Below are 14,566 nucleotides of genomic sequence, written 5' to 3' on the forward strand. Positions count from 1 at the left end.
ACTAAAAATTGAAAGATAATTGTATTTGTATTGCAGCCGGAAATACAATATTATTTTCCAAATGAATATGATGATGCAGATTTTCTTCAAACTCATTCAATTGGTTCAACACCAATCTGTAACTTTCGCAAGCATCGTCTGGAGCTAAATATGTATTTGTCAATCTTGATATCTCACGAAAACGGCTACCTTCGGTATCATGCTCACTCATCATTACTGCAATTGGCTGTTCTACACCTCCACAGTGGAAAAAAGGCAATGGTTTCCGTGAAGAATATGCTTCATGCATCTCGTATATATAAGGGAATAGTATTTGCTCTTCTTTATTAAGATGTTCATTAAGATCCGTCAAAGAGGCGTCGAAAAGAGCCTTCACTTCATACAGCGAATTGTATTTATTTCCGTGAACGTCACAGACCTTATTCAACAATTCTTGTATTCCTCTTCCATTCTTTCGGATATAACGATGATGGTGTTTTATAATAAAGTCAACTAAGAGGTCTATATCCCAAGTCTTAAAGTCCATTGTTTTATCTACAAAAGGTTCTGTTTCCCCTAATTTTTTTAATACATCTTTTATATCTATTCCTTGTGCATTACATGCGTTAGATAGTGAAACATCGCCTCTACAGCAGAAATCTATTCCAAAATCATTAAATACTTTAGAGTTATCAAACTTGTCGGCCACTATTTGACCGACAGTCATATCTTTATAATTCTTGTTCATTTTATACAACTTTTTTATATATTACTTTATCTCTCCTGAATTAACAATATGGAATTATAATTACCACAGAGTTATAGTTTAGATAGATTTATGCCAAGAATATCTTCATATCTTCATCTACTGTGGTAATAGTGCTAAGACCAAAGTTATCAGCCAGTACTTTTAGTATATTAGGTGAGAAGAATGCGGGTATTGTAGGTCCTGTATGAATATTCTTAACACCGAGTGAAAGGAGAGCCAATAGGACGATTACTGCTTTTTGTTCGTACCAAGCTATGTTGTAAGCTATTGGTAGTTCATTTATATCATCTAGTCCAAAGACTTCTTTTAATTTCAAGGCGATCAATACCACTGAATAACTATCATTACACTGTCCAGCATCCAATACACGAGGAATTCCACCAATATCACCCAACGGTAATTTATTGTATTTGTATTTTGCACAACCAGCTGTAAGAATAACTGTATCCTTCGGTAGTTTCTCCGCAAACTCGGTATAATAATTACGACTTTTTGCCCGTCCGTCACAACCACCCATCACAAAAAACTTACGAATAGCACCCGACTTAACTGCATCTACTACTTTATCAGCAAGTGCAAATACTTGCTCATGTGCAAATCCTCCAACAATTTCACCAGTCTCGATTTCGGTAGGAGCTTTACAGCGTTTAGCATGCTCAATTAGTATCGAAAAATCTTTCGCTTGACCATCTTTACGGTCTTCGATATGAGTAAATCCACTAAACCCTGTTGTTCCGGTTGTATAAACCCTATCGACATAAGTAGCATTTGGACGAGGCGGTACGATACAGTTTGTAGTGAAAAGGATTACACCGTTGAATGTTTCAAATTCTTCATTTTGTTTCCACCAAGCATTACCATAGTTTCCTACAAAATGACTATATTTCTTAAATACAGGATAATAGTTTGCAGGTAGCATTTCACTATGAGTATATACATCTACACCTGTACCCTCGGTCTGCTCCAACAGGTCATGCATATCTCGTAGATCATGTCCCGAAATCAAAATGGCAGGATTATTGCGTACTCCAATATTTACTTTTGTTATTTCAGGATTACCATAGGTTGATGTGTTGGCTTTATCGAGTAAAGCCATTGCTTTTACGCCGTATTCTCCACATCTTAGTACAAGTGTAGTTAATTCTTCTATAGAAAGATCTTGGTTAGTAGCTACTAATGCCTCTTGCATAAAGACATAAATATCATTGTCTTCATAGCCAAGATTAAATGCGTGCTCAGTATAAGCAGCCATACCTTTTAATCCATAGGTCAGCATTTCTCGTAACGAACGGATATCCTCATTTTTTGTACGAAGGACACCTATTGTAGCTGCTTTGGCTTCTATTTCATCTTCACTATCGCATTGCCAAGTAGCACAGTCTTTATTTAGGCAATCAACGACATCAGCTCCCAGTTGTGCAGCCAGTGAGTTTCTTAAAGTAATAGCCTCATATGTACGTTTAATGAAACGTGTTCTATCGAAGTTGGCATTGGTGATAGTCATAAACAGTGATTCTACAATAAAACGGCCGACTTCAACTGGCACTTCTATCCCAACTTTACGCATCTGGATTGCATAATACGAAATCCCTCGTAATAGAAATAGCTGCAAATCCTGAAGATTAGCTACATCCGGTGTCTTTCCACAAACACCTCTTACTGTACAGCCCTCATTACGGGCAGTTTCCTGACATTGAAAACAAAACATACTCATTATTTACTGTTTAAGTTGTTGATACTTTTTTCTTTTATTGCAAACATAAAGCCTTTGATTATTTAAATCTGTGACATTTATCACGGGTGATGAAGATATTTTATCTACTTTTGCAATAAAGATTAAGTCAATGGAAAATGTAGAGTTATTTTTTTTCTGTAATGTGTGTGAAAGGAAATCACCTGAAGAAATTTTATCAAGAGCTTGTACGATACCTCATACCGTAAAGAGCTACAAAAAAGGAGAGCATGTTGCATATCAGGGCGACAGGGTGGACTTTCTATATATGCTAGCCAAAGGTAAGGTTAAATCAGAAGTCGTTTCTGATCCGGGGATAACTTTACAGATAGATGAGATTAGTGCACCTCATCCATTAGCTGCAATTTTTTTGTTCTCAAGGAATAACCATTTCCCCGTGGATGTTATAGCCTTAGAAGATTCTGAAATAATTCTAATAACGAAAGACTCAATAGAAAAACAGATGGCTAAATGCCCTTATTTTCTTCGTGGGTTTATGGCCTTCACTTCTGACCGTGCACTATTTTTATCAGAAAGATTGAAGATTTTTTCACTGAAAGGAATAAAAACAAAAGTAGCTTTTTATCTTTTTCGACGTGCTAAAGGTGACGAATTTGAATTAGGCCAAAGCATTACCTCTCTTGCTAAATTTTTCAGAGTTGACAGGTCCTCTCTATCACGAGCTATATCAGGAATGGTACATGACGGAATTATTGAATTTAAAGAGGGAAAAGGGAAGATTATTGATCGTAATGCACTGAAAAATATGTTTTAAAAAATAATTTATATATTGTATTGGTGGAAACAAGGCCTGTTTTCCACATGTTCTTTCAATATACTATCTAAGATACTGCCATATGGATAATTCAAAGTAAAAGTGGGAATACCCTCGTCAAGGCCGAACCTTTATGTACTGCAATGTGGTCAGATATATCGCTTTTTATTTCATATTGTGGATCATCTTCCGTAGCATGATGTCTGTAACCCTTATAATCGAAAGCAGACGTGTGTATTTTTATGATTTTACCCGACACTCTGCCTGCCTCAGAATTCCAACTTACGTGATCGCCTATTTTAAATGTTTTATCCATATCTTATTTTTGTATAGAGAGTTTAAGCCAAATAATTCAATCCTCATAGGAAACACGCGATCCGACAACATTTGCCGGAGATGTGTAAGTATGTTCCTGAGCTTTATTAACGCCCATGATGTGCATTACTTTCCAACCTTTTGCTTTTAGAAAATCAGACACCATAGAACGATGACAGCGCCACCAGACTGCCTCGGCACACATATATACAGTCGGAGCTTGTAAGGCAATCTTTTCCAGTTTACCAATAGCCTCCGCAAAAGCTTCTGTTTCCATATAATCGGCATATCCACGAAATGAAATATTCTTCCATCGTATGTTTTTTGAATTAGGGCGGACTTTTCGCCGTCCGCCTAATTCTTTCATGTATATATACCTTATTCCTGTCTCCGGCAATAGAATTTCCAGATTCTCTTTATTAAATTGAGGGAACTTAGTTGAACCCGGAAGGCTCCGTACATCCACCAATTGCTTTATTCCAAATGATTGCAGCATAGCAATAAATTCATCTATACTATGGGTAGAATGACCAATTGTGTAAATAATATGTTCTCTGGATGTTCCCATAATCTCGGTACCGGAATATCTATGTGTCTTTATCCTTTAATCATCGTGAGCAACATCTTAAATTGCTGCTTGGCAAAGAGTGCGTGCGGGACATTAGCCGGCATAATAACGGTTTGGCCTGTAGTGAGTAATAAGGGTTTGCCGGCTATTGTAATTTCAGCCTCTCCGTCCAATATTTCTACTACGGCATCAAACGGAGCCGTATGTTCACTCAGTCCCTGCCCCTTATCGAATGAGAAAAGGGTTATATTTCCCACATCGTTCTTCAAGACTTGTTTGCTGATAACTCCACCTGCGGAGTATTCAACCATTTCTGCCATATTCAGAATGGCTCCTTTTTCAAATAATTCGCTCATAATTATACTTATTTATCATTAGACTTTTGTTGAACCTCCGTCAATAATCAGATTGGTGCCGGTAATAACCGGTGCATAACTGGATGCCAGAAATGATATCGCTTTTGCAATGTCCTCCGAATTAGCAATTTTCTTCAACGGAACTGCTTCTATCATTTTGTTTATCGCATCTCTATACTCTTCATTATTCAATACCATATCGGTCAATACGGCCCCGGGAGAAATAGAATTTACCCTTATTCCAAAATCGGCAAACTCTAAAGCTGCACATTCGGTAAGGGAAATTACGGCTGCTTTTGAACTGTGATAGGCAGCTCCGTCACGGCTTCCTTCCAGTCCAGCAATCGAGGCAATATTGATAATCGCGGGATTATCCCCCTTCTTTAGCAATTCCAACGTATATTTTTGCCCCAGGAAAACACTTACTTGATTGATATTAACTACCCTCATATATTCCTCTAAAGACATTTTTCCAAAAGGTTTGTACAAGGATATCCCTGCCACATTTACCAATACATCCAGCTTGCCATGTTCTTTTTCAATTCTACCTATTACATTTTTCCAATCTTCTTCACTGGCAACATCATGTTTGATAAATGTAACATTATTCCCTAAATGCTTTTCTGTTTGTTGTCCCTTTTCCGCATTTATATCCGTAAAATAGACAAAAGCATTTTCTTTCATAAACTCTTTAACCGTTGCTAACCCAATACCACCGGTTCCTCCGGTAACTAAGACTACTTTATTTTCAAAATCATTCTTTTTCATATCCGTATCTTTTTAGTTCTTTATTAGATAACACAGTCCACCAAATATTAGTTTATCTTATTGAAGAAAAACCCTCCAAAAGGAAAGACTTCAGGAGGATTCTTCAACTATAGGGTATTTAACAGATTATCCTAAAAACATCTTCATATCCTCATCCGGCGTGGTAATTCCTCCAATACCAAAATTATCGATTAGTACCTTCGCCACATTCGGTGAAAGGAATGCAGGAAGTGTAGGTCCTAAGTGGATATTTTTCACACCTAAAGAAAGCAGAGCCAGAAGAACGATAACCGCTTTCTGTTCATACCAGGCAATATTATAAGCTATCGGCAACTCATTTACATCATTCAGTTCGAACACTTCTTTCAGTTTCAAGGCGATCAGCGCAAGCGAATAACTATCATTACATTGTCCGGCATCCAGTACACGTGGGATGCCGCCTATATCACCCAATGGCAATTTGTTATAACGATATTTAGCACATCCTGCGGTAAGGATTACCGTATCTTTCGGAAGAATCTCAGCAAATTCTGTATAATAGCTGCGGCTCTTCATACGTCCGTCGCAACCTGCCATCACGAAGAACTTACGGATAGCGCCTGATTTTACAGCATCGACTACCTTATCGGCCAGTGCGAATACCTGTTCATGGGCAAAACCTCCGATGATTTCTCCTGTCTCGATTTCAGTAGGGGCTTTGCATTGTTTAGCGTGTTCGATCAGTTTTGAAAAGTCTTTCGCTTGTCCGTTTTTGCGGTCTTCAATGTGTGTGAATCCACTGAAGCCGGAAGCTCCTGTAGTATAAACCCTGTCTGAATAAGTGGAAGTGGAACGGGGCGGAACAATACAGTTGGTTGTAAACAAGATAACACCGTTGAATGATTCGAAATCTTCATTCTGACGCCACCAGGCACTACCATAGTTACCTGCGAAGTGCTTGTATTTCTTAAATGCCGGATAGTAATGTGCCGGAAGCATTTCGCTGTGGGTATACACATCGACACCGGTACCTTCGGTCTGTTCCAACAGGTCTTGCATATCGCGCAGATCGTGTCCGGATATCAATATGGCAGGATTATTACGTACACCTATATTTACCTTTGTTATTTCCGGATTGCCATAAGTTGATGTATTTGCTTTATCGAGCAGCGCCATTGTTTTCACACCGTATTCTCCGCATTTCAAAACTAATGCTGTTAATTCATCGGCAGAAAGTTCTTGAGTGGTAGCAACCAATGCTTCTTGCATAAAGGCTTGAATTTCTTCATCATCAAAGCCCAGATTTACGGCATGTTCTGCGTATGCAGCCATCCCTTTTAATCCATATGTGAGCAATTCACGTAAAGAGCGTACATCTTCGTTTTCTGTTTTAAGTACGCCGACTGTAGCAGCTTTCGCCTCCATTTCATCCAAAGAGTTCCCTCTCCAGGTCATACAATCGCAATCGGCAGTGATATTTCCTGCCTCTGCCGCAAGCTTATCGCGTAAAGCGATAGCTTCCTGAATACGAGTTACAAAACGTTCCTTGTCGAAGTTGGCATTGGTAATCGTCATAAAGAGCGACTCCATCACAAAGTGATTAGTCTCTGCCGATACCTCAATTCCTTTCTTTCGCATTTCTACCGTATAACGGGAAATACCCTTTAACAGGAATATCAATAAATCCTGTAAGTTAGCCACATCGGAAGTCTTTCCGCATACTCCTTTCACAGTACAACCTTTGTTCTGTGCTGTTTCCTGACATTGATAGCAAAACATGTTCATCTTTCTTTGATTTTAATTGTTTATATCCAGTTATCTTCTACTATTTCTCCTTCTATACCTATAACAACCTTTTTAACAGGTACTTTGTTTGAAGCCTGTTCCAGAGCCATTTTAACTAATTGTAATAACCCACCACAGCAGGGAACTTCCATAATAACAACTGTCAGTGTATTAATCTGTGCCCCGTCTATCATATCGGCAATTTTCGATACATACACTTCTTTGTTGCTGTCAAGTTTCGGGCAGGCAATAGCCAATATGCGATTTCTTAAGAAACGGTCATGGAAGCCACCATAAGCATAAGCTGTACAGTCGGCAGCCAGCACCACATCAGCACCCCGGAAATATCCCGCCTGCGGATTCAGTAAATGAAGTTGAACCGGCCATTGACGTAACTGCGAAGGGGTGCTGCCGATTGGTACTACCGGTTTTACCGGAGCGAAAGACATCTCCCTGCTTCCTGGACAGGCCGAGAAGGCTTGCCCACAGTCTGAGTTTTGTTCATTATTATTCTCTATATCCATATCTATTTCTATGTTATGTTCTTCCAGGTAACGAAGGCCTTGAGCCAAAAGTGCTGTTTCATTATGCTCTTTCAAATGAAGCAGATGAGCCCGGATTGTTTTTTCTCCTTTGGGAACAAGCCTTTCCATAACTGCAATTTCATCGTAAGGCTCAGCTTCACGTTCTTCAAAGTCTATTGCTCCCACAGGACAGTCTCCGATACAAGCCCCCAAACCGTCGCAATACAAATCGCTAATCATTCGAGCCTTACCATCAATAAGTTGTAATGCTCCTTCATGGCAACCATTGACACAAATTCCGCAGCCATTACACAATTCTTCATCTATCTTTATAACTGTTCTTTTCATTAACCTTCCTCAATTATCCTTTTGCAAACATACAGTACTGCGAAAATAAAAAGCGTAACATTCGTTACGCTTGTAAAATTTATTATGTGTAACTTTGCGGAAAATAGAATGTATGAATGCCGACTTACTATTTTTCTGTACCCTATGTCGGGAGAAATCTCCCGAAGAGATTGAGAAAATAAGATGTACAATCGACCATAAAGTCAAAAACTATAAAAGAGGAGAGCTGATTGCTTCGCAGGGCGATCGCATATCCGACTTGTATATGCTAACGAGAGGGAAGGTAAAGACGGAAATTATTTCCCAGTCGGGACTTACCGTCTCTGTGGAAGAAATTACAGCTCCTTATCCGTTAGCTGCGGCTTTTATTTTTGCAGACAATAACCGCTTTCCGGTGGAGGTTACCGCAATGGAGGATTGTGAAGTGATACTAATCAGTAAGTCTTCTATTGAAAAACAGATGGCTAAATGCCCCGGATTCTTAAGGGGATTTATGGCTTTTATAGCCAACCGGGTGCAATTCCTGTCGGAAAGGCTGAAAATATTCTCACAAAAAGGAATTAAGGCTAAAATTGCCTATTATATTCTACAACGTGACCAAAGTGGAACATTTGAGTTAGGGCGGAGCATTGCATCACTTGCCGAGTATTTTGGGGTAGAACGTCCTTCTCTTTCAAGAGCTATATCTGAAATGGCGCACGATGGTATTATAGAATTTGAAGCCGGCAAAGGAAAAATTTTAAAGTACAATGATCTGAAAGAGTTATTGGGATGAAAAATAAAGTAAAGTTAAATAATGAAGGTGTACGCAGGCAAGACCGACTACTGGATGAATCCGGATCCATTGAGCTCTTGCGTACAGGCGAGTATGGAGTACTTTCAATGGTTGAAAGTGTTGATAAAGAAATAGGAGGGTATGGCATTCCGCTTAACTATGTCTGGGATGGTAATCATTCAATCTATTTTCATTGTGCGCCTGAAGGGTATAAATTGGATTGCCTGAAAGAAAATCCCAAAGTTTCATTTTCTGTAATTGGTCATACAAAAGTAATATCGCACAAATTTACCACAGCCTACGAAAGTATTGTTGTTCGGGGTATCGTATTCATGGAGTTAACGGAAAAAGAATGCATGAAAGCCTTATTGCTGATTTTAGATAAGTATTCACCCAATAATAAAGAAATAGGAATGAAATATGCCGAGAAATCATTCCACCGGACAAATATCATACGGCTTGATATAATAGAAGTATCAGGAAAGACAAAAAGAATAAAGGAATAATTGTGATAAAAACATTTGCAGATAATATTATTGAGTACAACAAGAATTTAGCGTACATCGGAGAATTACCAGCTGGATTTAGGGTAGTAAATCCTTTTTGTGATAACCCGGAAGCAGTAAAAGTAATGGAACAGTTTTATCGCAAATACTACACCGATTCCCGGCAGCGCAAGTTTATTATAGGTATCAATCCAGGTAGGCATGGGGCAGGGATTACCGGTATTCCTTTTACTGATACAAAACATTTGGAAAATGTTTGTGGTATCCGAATGCAATCGGCACAAACGCACGAAATATCGTCTGTATTCGTCTATGATATGATTGCCCAATATGGTGGGGCTGAGCTCTTTTATCAAGATTTTTTTATAAATTCACCTTTCCCTTTGGCTATTGTCCGCGAAAAAGAAGTAGGGAAATGGGTTAATGCCAATTATTATGACGATACTTCACTGTTAAGAATGACGGAAGAGTTTATGATTACTTCATTGAAAAAACAAATTACTATCGGGATAGACTGTAGCGAAGTGTTTGTATTGGGAAAAATGAATGCTACATATATTTCAGAAATGAATAAAAAAGCGAATTTATTTGGACGTATAACCGTTCTTGAACACCCACGGTATATACAACAATACAAATCAAAAGATAAACAATTCTATATTGATAAGTATATTCTGACTCTAAATAACTCCATTGTGTAGTTTTAAGGTTACATTTCTAATCTCCGCTTGAGATACTGTATACACATTATTGGATACTTCATGTGTTCATACAAGTCGGCACTCTATACTTCGAAGTGCATAAAAGCAGGCGACAGCCTGATAATGAAAAATCAAGTGCGAGCAGCTACTTAAATATACTTTCTTTGAACCAAGTATAGTAGTAAATCAAATATTTATTTTATTTTCCCGTGGAAATTTGTTTCTATGGAAAATAATAATTTCCTTTGTACCATATTTCCATTGGATATTATTGTTCTCAGAAGTAAGATCGAAACCTTCTTAATTTATTATGAAACATTTTTTTTCACTCTTTATTTTTCAGACATGAAAGTAATGAATTATAGTACATTGATATTCTTTATCCTTATTATTCAGGGCACATCTGCTTATTCACAAGAGAATACAATCTTGCATGTAGATAGCCTTTCGTTACGAAATGACTATTTAGCCGAAATGCAATCGGTAAATATTCTGAAGCATAAACCTATTGAAGTCACAGAAAACCTTGTAAGATCTGTATTGGATAAACAAACTGCTTTTGCAGTATATAAGGATAATTATATGGTAACCGGAATACCTTTGAACAAACCTGTAAACCGAAAAACTGCAGATGCTTTTTTTCAGTTCAGTATTCGTCACAGGGTCACCAAAAGTGTTCTTCCTTTTAATTCATTTCTATATATAACCTATTCTCAGAAATCATTTTGGGATATTTATGATGAATCAAGCCCTTTTCATGATACAAATTATAATCCGGGTATTGGGATAGGCAGATATGTAATAAGGAATAACAAACTAAAGGGAGCGGTAATGCTTTCACTCGAACATGAATCAAATGGAAAGGCAGATTTGGATTCACGAAGCTGGAACTATATAAATGTATCGATTAAATATTTTTACAACATGCGATTGTCTGCTAAAGCACAAGCTTATTTACCATATGTAGATGGGGAACATAATAAAGATATGCTGAGATATAAAGGCTATGGTAATTTTTCAATCAATTATATTGATAAGAAAAATTTATGGTGGTTCAGTCTTGAGATAGTTCCACGTGATAAGATTATAAATCCTAATATCCATACATCTTTATCATTTCGGGTATCCAAGAACTCAAACCAATATCTAACTTTGGATTACTATGCCGGTTATGGAGAGGGTTTGTTGAACTACAAGGAGTATACAAACCAAATCAGAATAGGATTTACTATAAAGCCAGATTTCTTTAGCGCATATTAATTTAAAGCAAGTTCAAACATCTTCTGAAGTTACTATGGAAACTCCATAGGTTCTGCTTTATATTATTATAAAATAGCTTTTCTTAATTCCGGGATATTTAACAGTTCCACTGTTTTTCCTTTCATAAGAATAAGCCCTTCTTTGGCCATTTTACTGATTTCTTTTGTCAAGGCAGGGCGGGTAACACATATATAATCCGCCAGTTGAGCCTGATTATGATCAATATGGACAATATTATTATCGACCAGTTTTTGTTCGAAAAGATAAGCAACAAAACGACTGCGTATATTTTTATACGACAATGCCCGCAAACGCAAAACAGTGCACTTATTACAGTTTCCAGCAACACACAAAAAACTTTTCAGTAAATCTGGAAACTCACTGATAAGTTTGAAGACGGAATCTTTAGTAGCTTTCAGCAACACCCCATCCTCCGTTGCTTTGAAAGTAGCCGGAAGCGTAGTATCAGCCTTAAATAAGTGAGGAGTAGCAAATGCGCGCGGGGCTATTATATGCTCAATCAGTACCTCATTACATAGGGCATCTATAATATCCACTTTCAATTTTCCTTCCAGTAAAACCATTAATTCCCGGCAGGGAGAATCTTGCCTGGCTATAATATCGTTCTTCTTTATGTTGTAAACGGCACAATCTAATCTTTCCAGCAAAGAGTGTTGTACTTTGGGGGATAAATCCTTAAACAAAGGAATCTGCAACAGCAGTTCTTCATGTTTTGCCGTAAAAACAATTCGTTCCATACTTCTATCTACTGATATACAAAAATAGAGAATAAAATAGAGAACACACAATTTTATCAACTATAAACTTTTAACGTTAATTGATGTTTTAAATAGATGGTATGTAATTAAGAACACCTATTTCACCAATGGTATATACTAAATTTGCAAATATGTATTCGCCTAATATTGAAAAAACATGAATAACCTGAAAACAATTATCTTCTGGGGCGCTTTGTGGGGCATACTCGAAGCTACCCTCGGGTGGTTGCTTCACCTTATCCATTTCAAGGGTGAAGTGCTGGTACTTTATCCTTTCGGACTGATGTGCATGATGATGGCTGTCAAACAGACCGGGCAGATGTCTTCTGTCGTGAAAGTGGCAGGAGTAGCGGCAATGGTAAAATTAGTCAACCTGTTTATGCTGCCCGCTGTGCCTGTTTATCATGTAACAAATCCTGCCGTGGCCATCTTTCTGGAGGGGTTGGTAACGTGGGGATTTTGTATATATGCAAAGAAAAGAGAAGCATTATGGAAGATAGGAATTCCCGTAGCATTTATCATGGTACTGGCCTCTATTTTTATCTTCCGGGGATGGCAGCTATTTATGGATGCTTTTATTACTTACAATCCAAGCGTACATAAACCTTACGACGCGGGATTGTTTTTCCAGTGGGGATGGCGTTCACTGATACAGGGTATAATGCTTGTAGGCGCCGCTTATCTGGTTCGGTGTGTTCCCCTGAGTTTCGACTATACAAAATGGACAGGCCGGTTGGCTATACCCTTCCTTTTTGTGTCTATCGTTCTAAATGTGTTATTATAAATTTGTATCATGCTACATCCCGACGAAATCACCGGTGTAGTGCTGGCAGGAGGGAAAAGCTCCCGTTTCGGCTCTAACAAAGCCCTAAGCAAATATGGAGATGAGACTTTTCTAAAGCATATTACCGCATTACTTCAGCCCTATGCGAAAGAAGTAGTTATATCAGGCTCTTATCCTGAATACGAAAGCTTTGGCGCCGCTGTATTAGAAGATAAAATAAGCGAAACAGGTCCTTTGGGGGGAATATATACAGCTTTATTATACAGTTCTACCCCCTGGATACTGGTATTAACCTGTGATATGCCTTTCATTACAAATGAAATTATCATGCATATGCTGGCAGCAGGCAAGGGTGAAAACGTAATCGGGTGGAATCATGCTGAAAATATAGGAATATTCCCTTTACTGGTATCGAAAAACGCATTACCGGATATCGAAAAAGCGATCGAAAAAAAACAATATCGTATAAAACAAATCTTTAACCGGGAGAATACGCGAAGGATAACGATCCCTGACCAGTGGGAGCATTTTTTCGCAAATATCAATAGCCAAGAAGACTATAAAAACACAATAAAATGAATGCGATAAAGATAAAAGGTTCTCCGGCTCGCGGACTGGCGGCTGCTACCCTGGGATTTTTCTTCGGTTCGGCAGCCATATCACTCTTTGGCCCGTCGGCCACCAAACTGAACGAAGTAATGGAGCTCTCCCCATCTATGTTGGGGCTATTGGTAGCCATACCTACCCTGTCGGGTTCATTGCTTCGTATACCATTCGGGGCATCGGTAGATGAAAATGGAGGGCGAAAGTCATTTCTTTGGCTCATGGTTTTGTCCGTTATCGGGCTGGCCGGGCTCAGCTTGCTTCTTACCACCCATTATCCCGACAATATGGAAGGTACTTATTGGCTTATTCTGTTATTCGGATGCCTAAGTGGATGCGGAGTTGCAACCTTTTCGGTAGGTGCGGGACAGACATCTTACTGGTATCCGAAAAATAAACAGGGATTTGCCTTAGGTATATTCGGGGGATTCGGCACATTGGGTGCCGGTGTTTTCGCACTTATACTTCCGGTCTTATTGCAATCTGTGGGCTTTGTGTCAGCTTATCATATATGGACTGCGTTTATGATTCTCGGCACTATTTTGTATGCCGTTATCAGTTGCAATGCTTATTTTTTCCAGTACCGGACGAAAGGTTTCAGCGAAGATGAGAGCAAGAAAATGGCAACCGAAGCCGGACAGGAGCTTTTTCCGGCAGGAAATATGAAGCAAAGCCTTATTATATCTGCTAAAATTCCTGAAACATGGATACTCGTTATCGCCTACTTCGTTACTTTCGGCGGCTTTATGGCCCTCACGGCATGGCTTCCCACATACTGGCAGAAGACACACGGTTTGTCGGCTACCCAAGCAGGTCTTTACACGGCGGTATATGCTTGTCTGGCTGCTTTATTGCGTATTCCCGGTGGTAGTATATCCGACAGGATAGGTGGGCTGAAAGTCAGTATGTTTGCTATCGCACTGTTAGGCTCTGTTTCCATCATCATGGCATTTTCGAGTAACTGGATATTGTCCGGAATCTGCACACTGGTCATTGCCGTTGCGTTCGGACTGAATAATGCCGCCATTATGAAACTGGTTCCTGTATATGTATCCAAATCGGTAGGTGGGGCATCCGGCTGGGTTGGAGGCCTGGGCGCTTTCGGTGGATTTGTTATTCCTCCCGTACTTGGAAAAGTGGTGGATGTGATGGGAATCACCGGTTATTACCGGGGCTTTTTCACCTTTACCGTATTAAGTATAATCGTACTACTGATCCTCTATTTCGGATTGGTTGTTCGCAATAAGAACAAAAAATAAC

General features: G+C 38.9%; 17 protein-coding genes. 8 read left to right on the forward strand and 9 right to left on the reverse strand.

Annotation, left to right across the window (positions count from 1 at the left end):
• Position 1: 1 nt before the first annotated feature.
• Both ric and hcp (HMPREF1212_RS05810) read right to left on the reverse strand, forming a co-directional pair.
• Positions 2-727: an iron-sulfur cluster repair di-iron protein gene (gene ric / locus HMPREF1212_RS05805; protein ID WP_002561321.1), complete on the reverse strand. Its 726-nt coding sequence runs from the start codon at positions 725-727 to the stop codon at positions 2-4.
• Between the two features lie 88 nt (positions 728-815).
• On the reverse strand, positions 816-2,456 hold the full coding sequence (gene hcp, locus HMPREF1212_RS05810) for a hydroxylamine reductase (protein ID WP_002561320.1): 1,641 nt from the start codon (positions 2,454-2,456) through the stop codon (positions 816-818).
• A gap of 136 nt (positions 2,457-2,592) precedes the next feature.
• Here hcp (HMPREF1212_RS05810) and HMPREF1212_RS05815 point away from each other — a divergent pair, with 136 nt between their 5' ends.
• Positions 2,593-3,255 (forward strand): Crp/Fnr family transcriptional regulator, encoded by a 663-nt coding sequence (locus tag HMPREF1212_RS05815; protein WP_002561319.1) that lies wholly within the window; start codon positions 2,593-2,595, stop codon positions 3,253-3,255.
• Positions 3,256-3,346: 91 nt separating this feature from the next.
• On the opposite strand, the gene HMPREF1212_RS05820 is transcribed toward HMPREF1212_RS05815, so the two are convergent.
• The 6 genes from HMPREF1212_RS05820 to HMPREF1212_RS05845 form a co-directional block, all read right to left on the reverse strand.
• Entirely contained in the window at positions 3,347-3,571 is a 225-nt protein-coding gene (locus HMPREF1212_RS05820; protein ID WP_002561318.1) for a hypervirulence associated TUDOR domain-containing protein, read from the reverse strand.
• A gap of 36 nt (positions 3,572-3,607) precedes the next feature.
• The gene (locus tag HMPREF1212_RS05825) at positions 3,608-4,138 is read right to left on the reverse strand and encodes a DUF488 domain-containing protein (protein WP_002561317.1); all 531 of its coding nucleotides are present in this window, start codon (positions 4,136-4,138) and stop codon (positions 3,608-3,610) included.
• 29 nt (positions 4,139-4,167) lie between these two features.
• The gene (locus tag HMPREF1212_RS05830) at positions 4,168-4,494 is read right to left on the reverse strand and encodes a cupin domain-containing protein (RefSeq protein ID WP_002561316.1); all 327 of its coding nucleotides are present in this window, start codon (positions 4,492-4,494) and stop codon (positions 4,168-4,170) included.
• Between the two features lie 18 nt (positions 4,495-4,512).
• A complete protein-coding gene (locus tag HMPREF1212_RS05835; protein ID WP_002561315.1) occupies positions 4,513-5,262 on the reverse strand; it encodes an SDR family NAD(P)-dependent oxidoreductase in 750 nt (249 codons plus the stop codon).
• A gap of 126 nt (positions 5,263-5,388) precedes the next feature.
• Entirely contained in the window at positions 5,389-7,020 is a 1,632-nt protein-coding gene (gene hcp, locus HMPREF1212_RS05840; protein ID WP_196811952.1) for a hydroxylamine reductase, read from the reverse strand.
• Between the two features lie 26 nt (positions 7,021-7,046).
• The gene (locus HMPREF1212_RS05845) at positions 7,047-7,898 is read right to left on the reverse strand and encodes an ATP-binding protein (RefSeq protein WP_002561313.1); all 852 of its coding nucleotides are present in this window, start codon (positions 7,896-7,898) and stop codon (positions 7,047-7,049) included.
• Positions 7,899-8,010: 112 nt separating this feature from the next.
• Between HMPREF1212_RS05845 and HMPREF1212_RS05850 the strand changes: the two genes are divergently transcribed.
• The 4 genes from HMPREF1212_RS05850 to HMPREF1212_RS05865 all read left to right on the forward strand — a co-directional run bounded on the left by HMPREF1212_RS05850 (position 8,011) and on the right by HMPREF1212_RS05865 (position 11,140).
• Positions 8,011-8,673 (forward strand): Crp/Fnr family transcriptional regulator, encoded by a 663-nt coding sequence (locus HMPREF1212_RS05850; protein ID WP_046148733.1) that lies wholly within the window; start codon positions 8,011-8,013, stop codon positions 8,671-8,673.
• Positions 8,670-9,179: a pyridoxamine 5'-phosphate oxidase family protein gene (locus HMPREF1212_RS05855; protein ID WP_002561311.1), complete on the forward strand. Its 510-nt coding sequence runs from the start codon at positions 8,670-8,672 to the stop codon at positions 9,177-9,179. Before HMPREF1212_RS05850 ends, HMPREF1212_RS05855 begins: the two co-directional genes overlap by 4 nt.
• A 2-nt stretch (positions 9,180-9,181) precedes the next feature.
• The gene (locus HMPREF1212_RS05860; RefSeq protein ID WP_046148734.1) at positions 9,182-9,880 is read left to right on the forward strand and encodes an SMUG2 DNA glycosylase family protein; all 699 of its coding nucleotides are present in this window, start codon (positions 9,182-9,184) and stop codon (positions 9,878-9,880) included.
• A gap of 225 nt (positions 9,881-10,105) precedes the next feature.
• Positions 10,106-11,140, forward strand: a complete 1,035-nt coding sequence (locus tag HMPREF1212_RS05865) for a phospholipase A (RefSeq protein WP_002561309.1) — start codon at positions 10,106-10,108, stop codon at positions 11,138-11,140.
• Positions 11,141-11,205: 65 nt separating this feature from the next.
• On the opposite strand, the gene HMPREF1212_RS05870 is transcribed toward HMPREF1212_RS05865, so the two are convergent.
• The gene (locus HMPREF1212_RS05870; RefSeq protein ID WP_046148735.1) at positions 11,206-11,898 is read right to left on the reverse strand and encodes a Crp/Fnr family transcriptional regulator; all 693 of its coding nucleotides are present in this window, start codon (positions 11,896-11,898) and stop codon (positions 11,206-11,208) included.
• 178 nt (positions 11,899-12,076) lie between these two features.
• Between HMPREF1212_RS05870 and HMPREF1212_RS05875 the strand changes: the two genes are divergently transcribed.
• Genes HMPREF1212_RS05875 through HMPREF1212_RS05885 form a run of 3 tightly spaced genes read left to right on the forward strand, consistent with a single transcriptional unit; the run spans position 12,077 to position 14,565 of the window.
• Positions 12,077-12,703 (forward strand): hypothetical protein, encoded by a 627-nt coding sequence (locus tag HMPREF1212_RS05875; protein WP_002561307.1) that lies wholly within the window; start codon positions 12,077-12,079, stop codon positions 12,701-12,703.
• A gap of 9 nt (positions 12,704-12,712) precedes the next feature.
• On the forward strand, positions 12,713-13,282 hold the full coding sequence (locus HMPREF1212_RS26260; protein ID WP_052724925.1) for a molybdenum cofactor guanylyltransferase: 570 nt from the start codon (positions 12,713-12,715) through the stop codon (positions 13,280-13,282).
• Positions 13,279-14,565 carry an MFS transporter gene (locus HMPREF1212_RS05885; RefSeq protein ID WP_046148736.1) on the forward strand — a complete coding sequence of 429 codons (1,287 nt, stop codon included), beginning with the start codon at positions 13,279-13,281 and terminating at the stop codon, positions 14,563-14,565. The genes HMPREF1212_RS26260 and HMPREF1212_RS05885 overlap by 4 nt, the downstream gene beginning before the upstream one ends.
• The last annotated feature ends 1 nt before the right edge of the window (position 14,566 follow it).

The organism is Parabacteroides sp. HGS0025, assembly GCF_000969845.1.
Taxonomy (GTDB): Bacteria; Bacteroidota; Bacteroidia; order Bacteroidales; family Tannerellaceae; genus Parabacteroides; species Parabacteroides gordonii.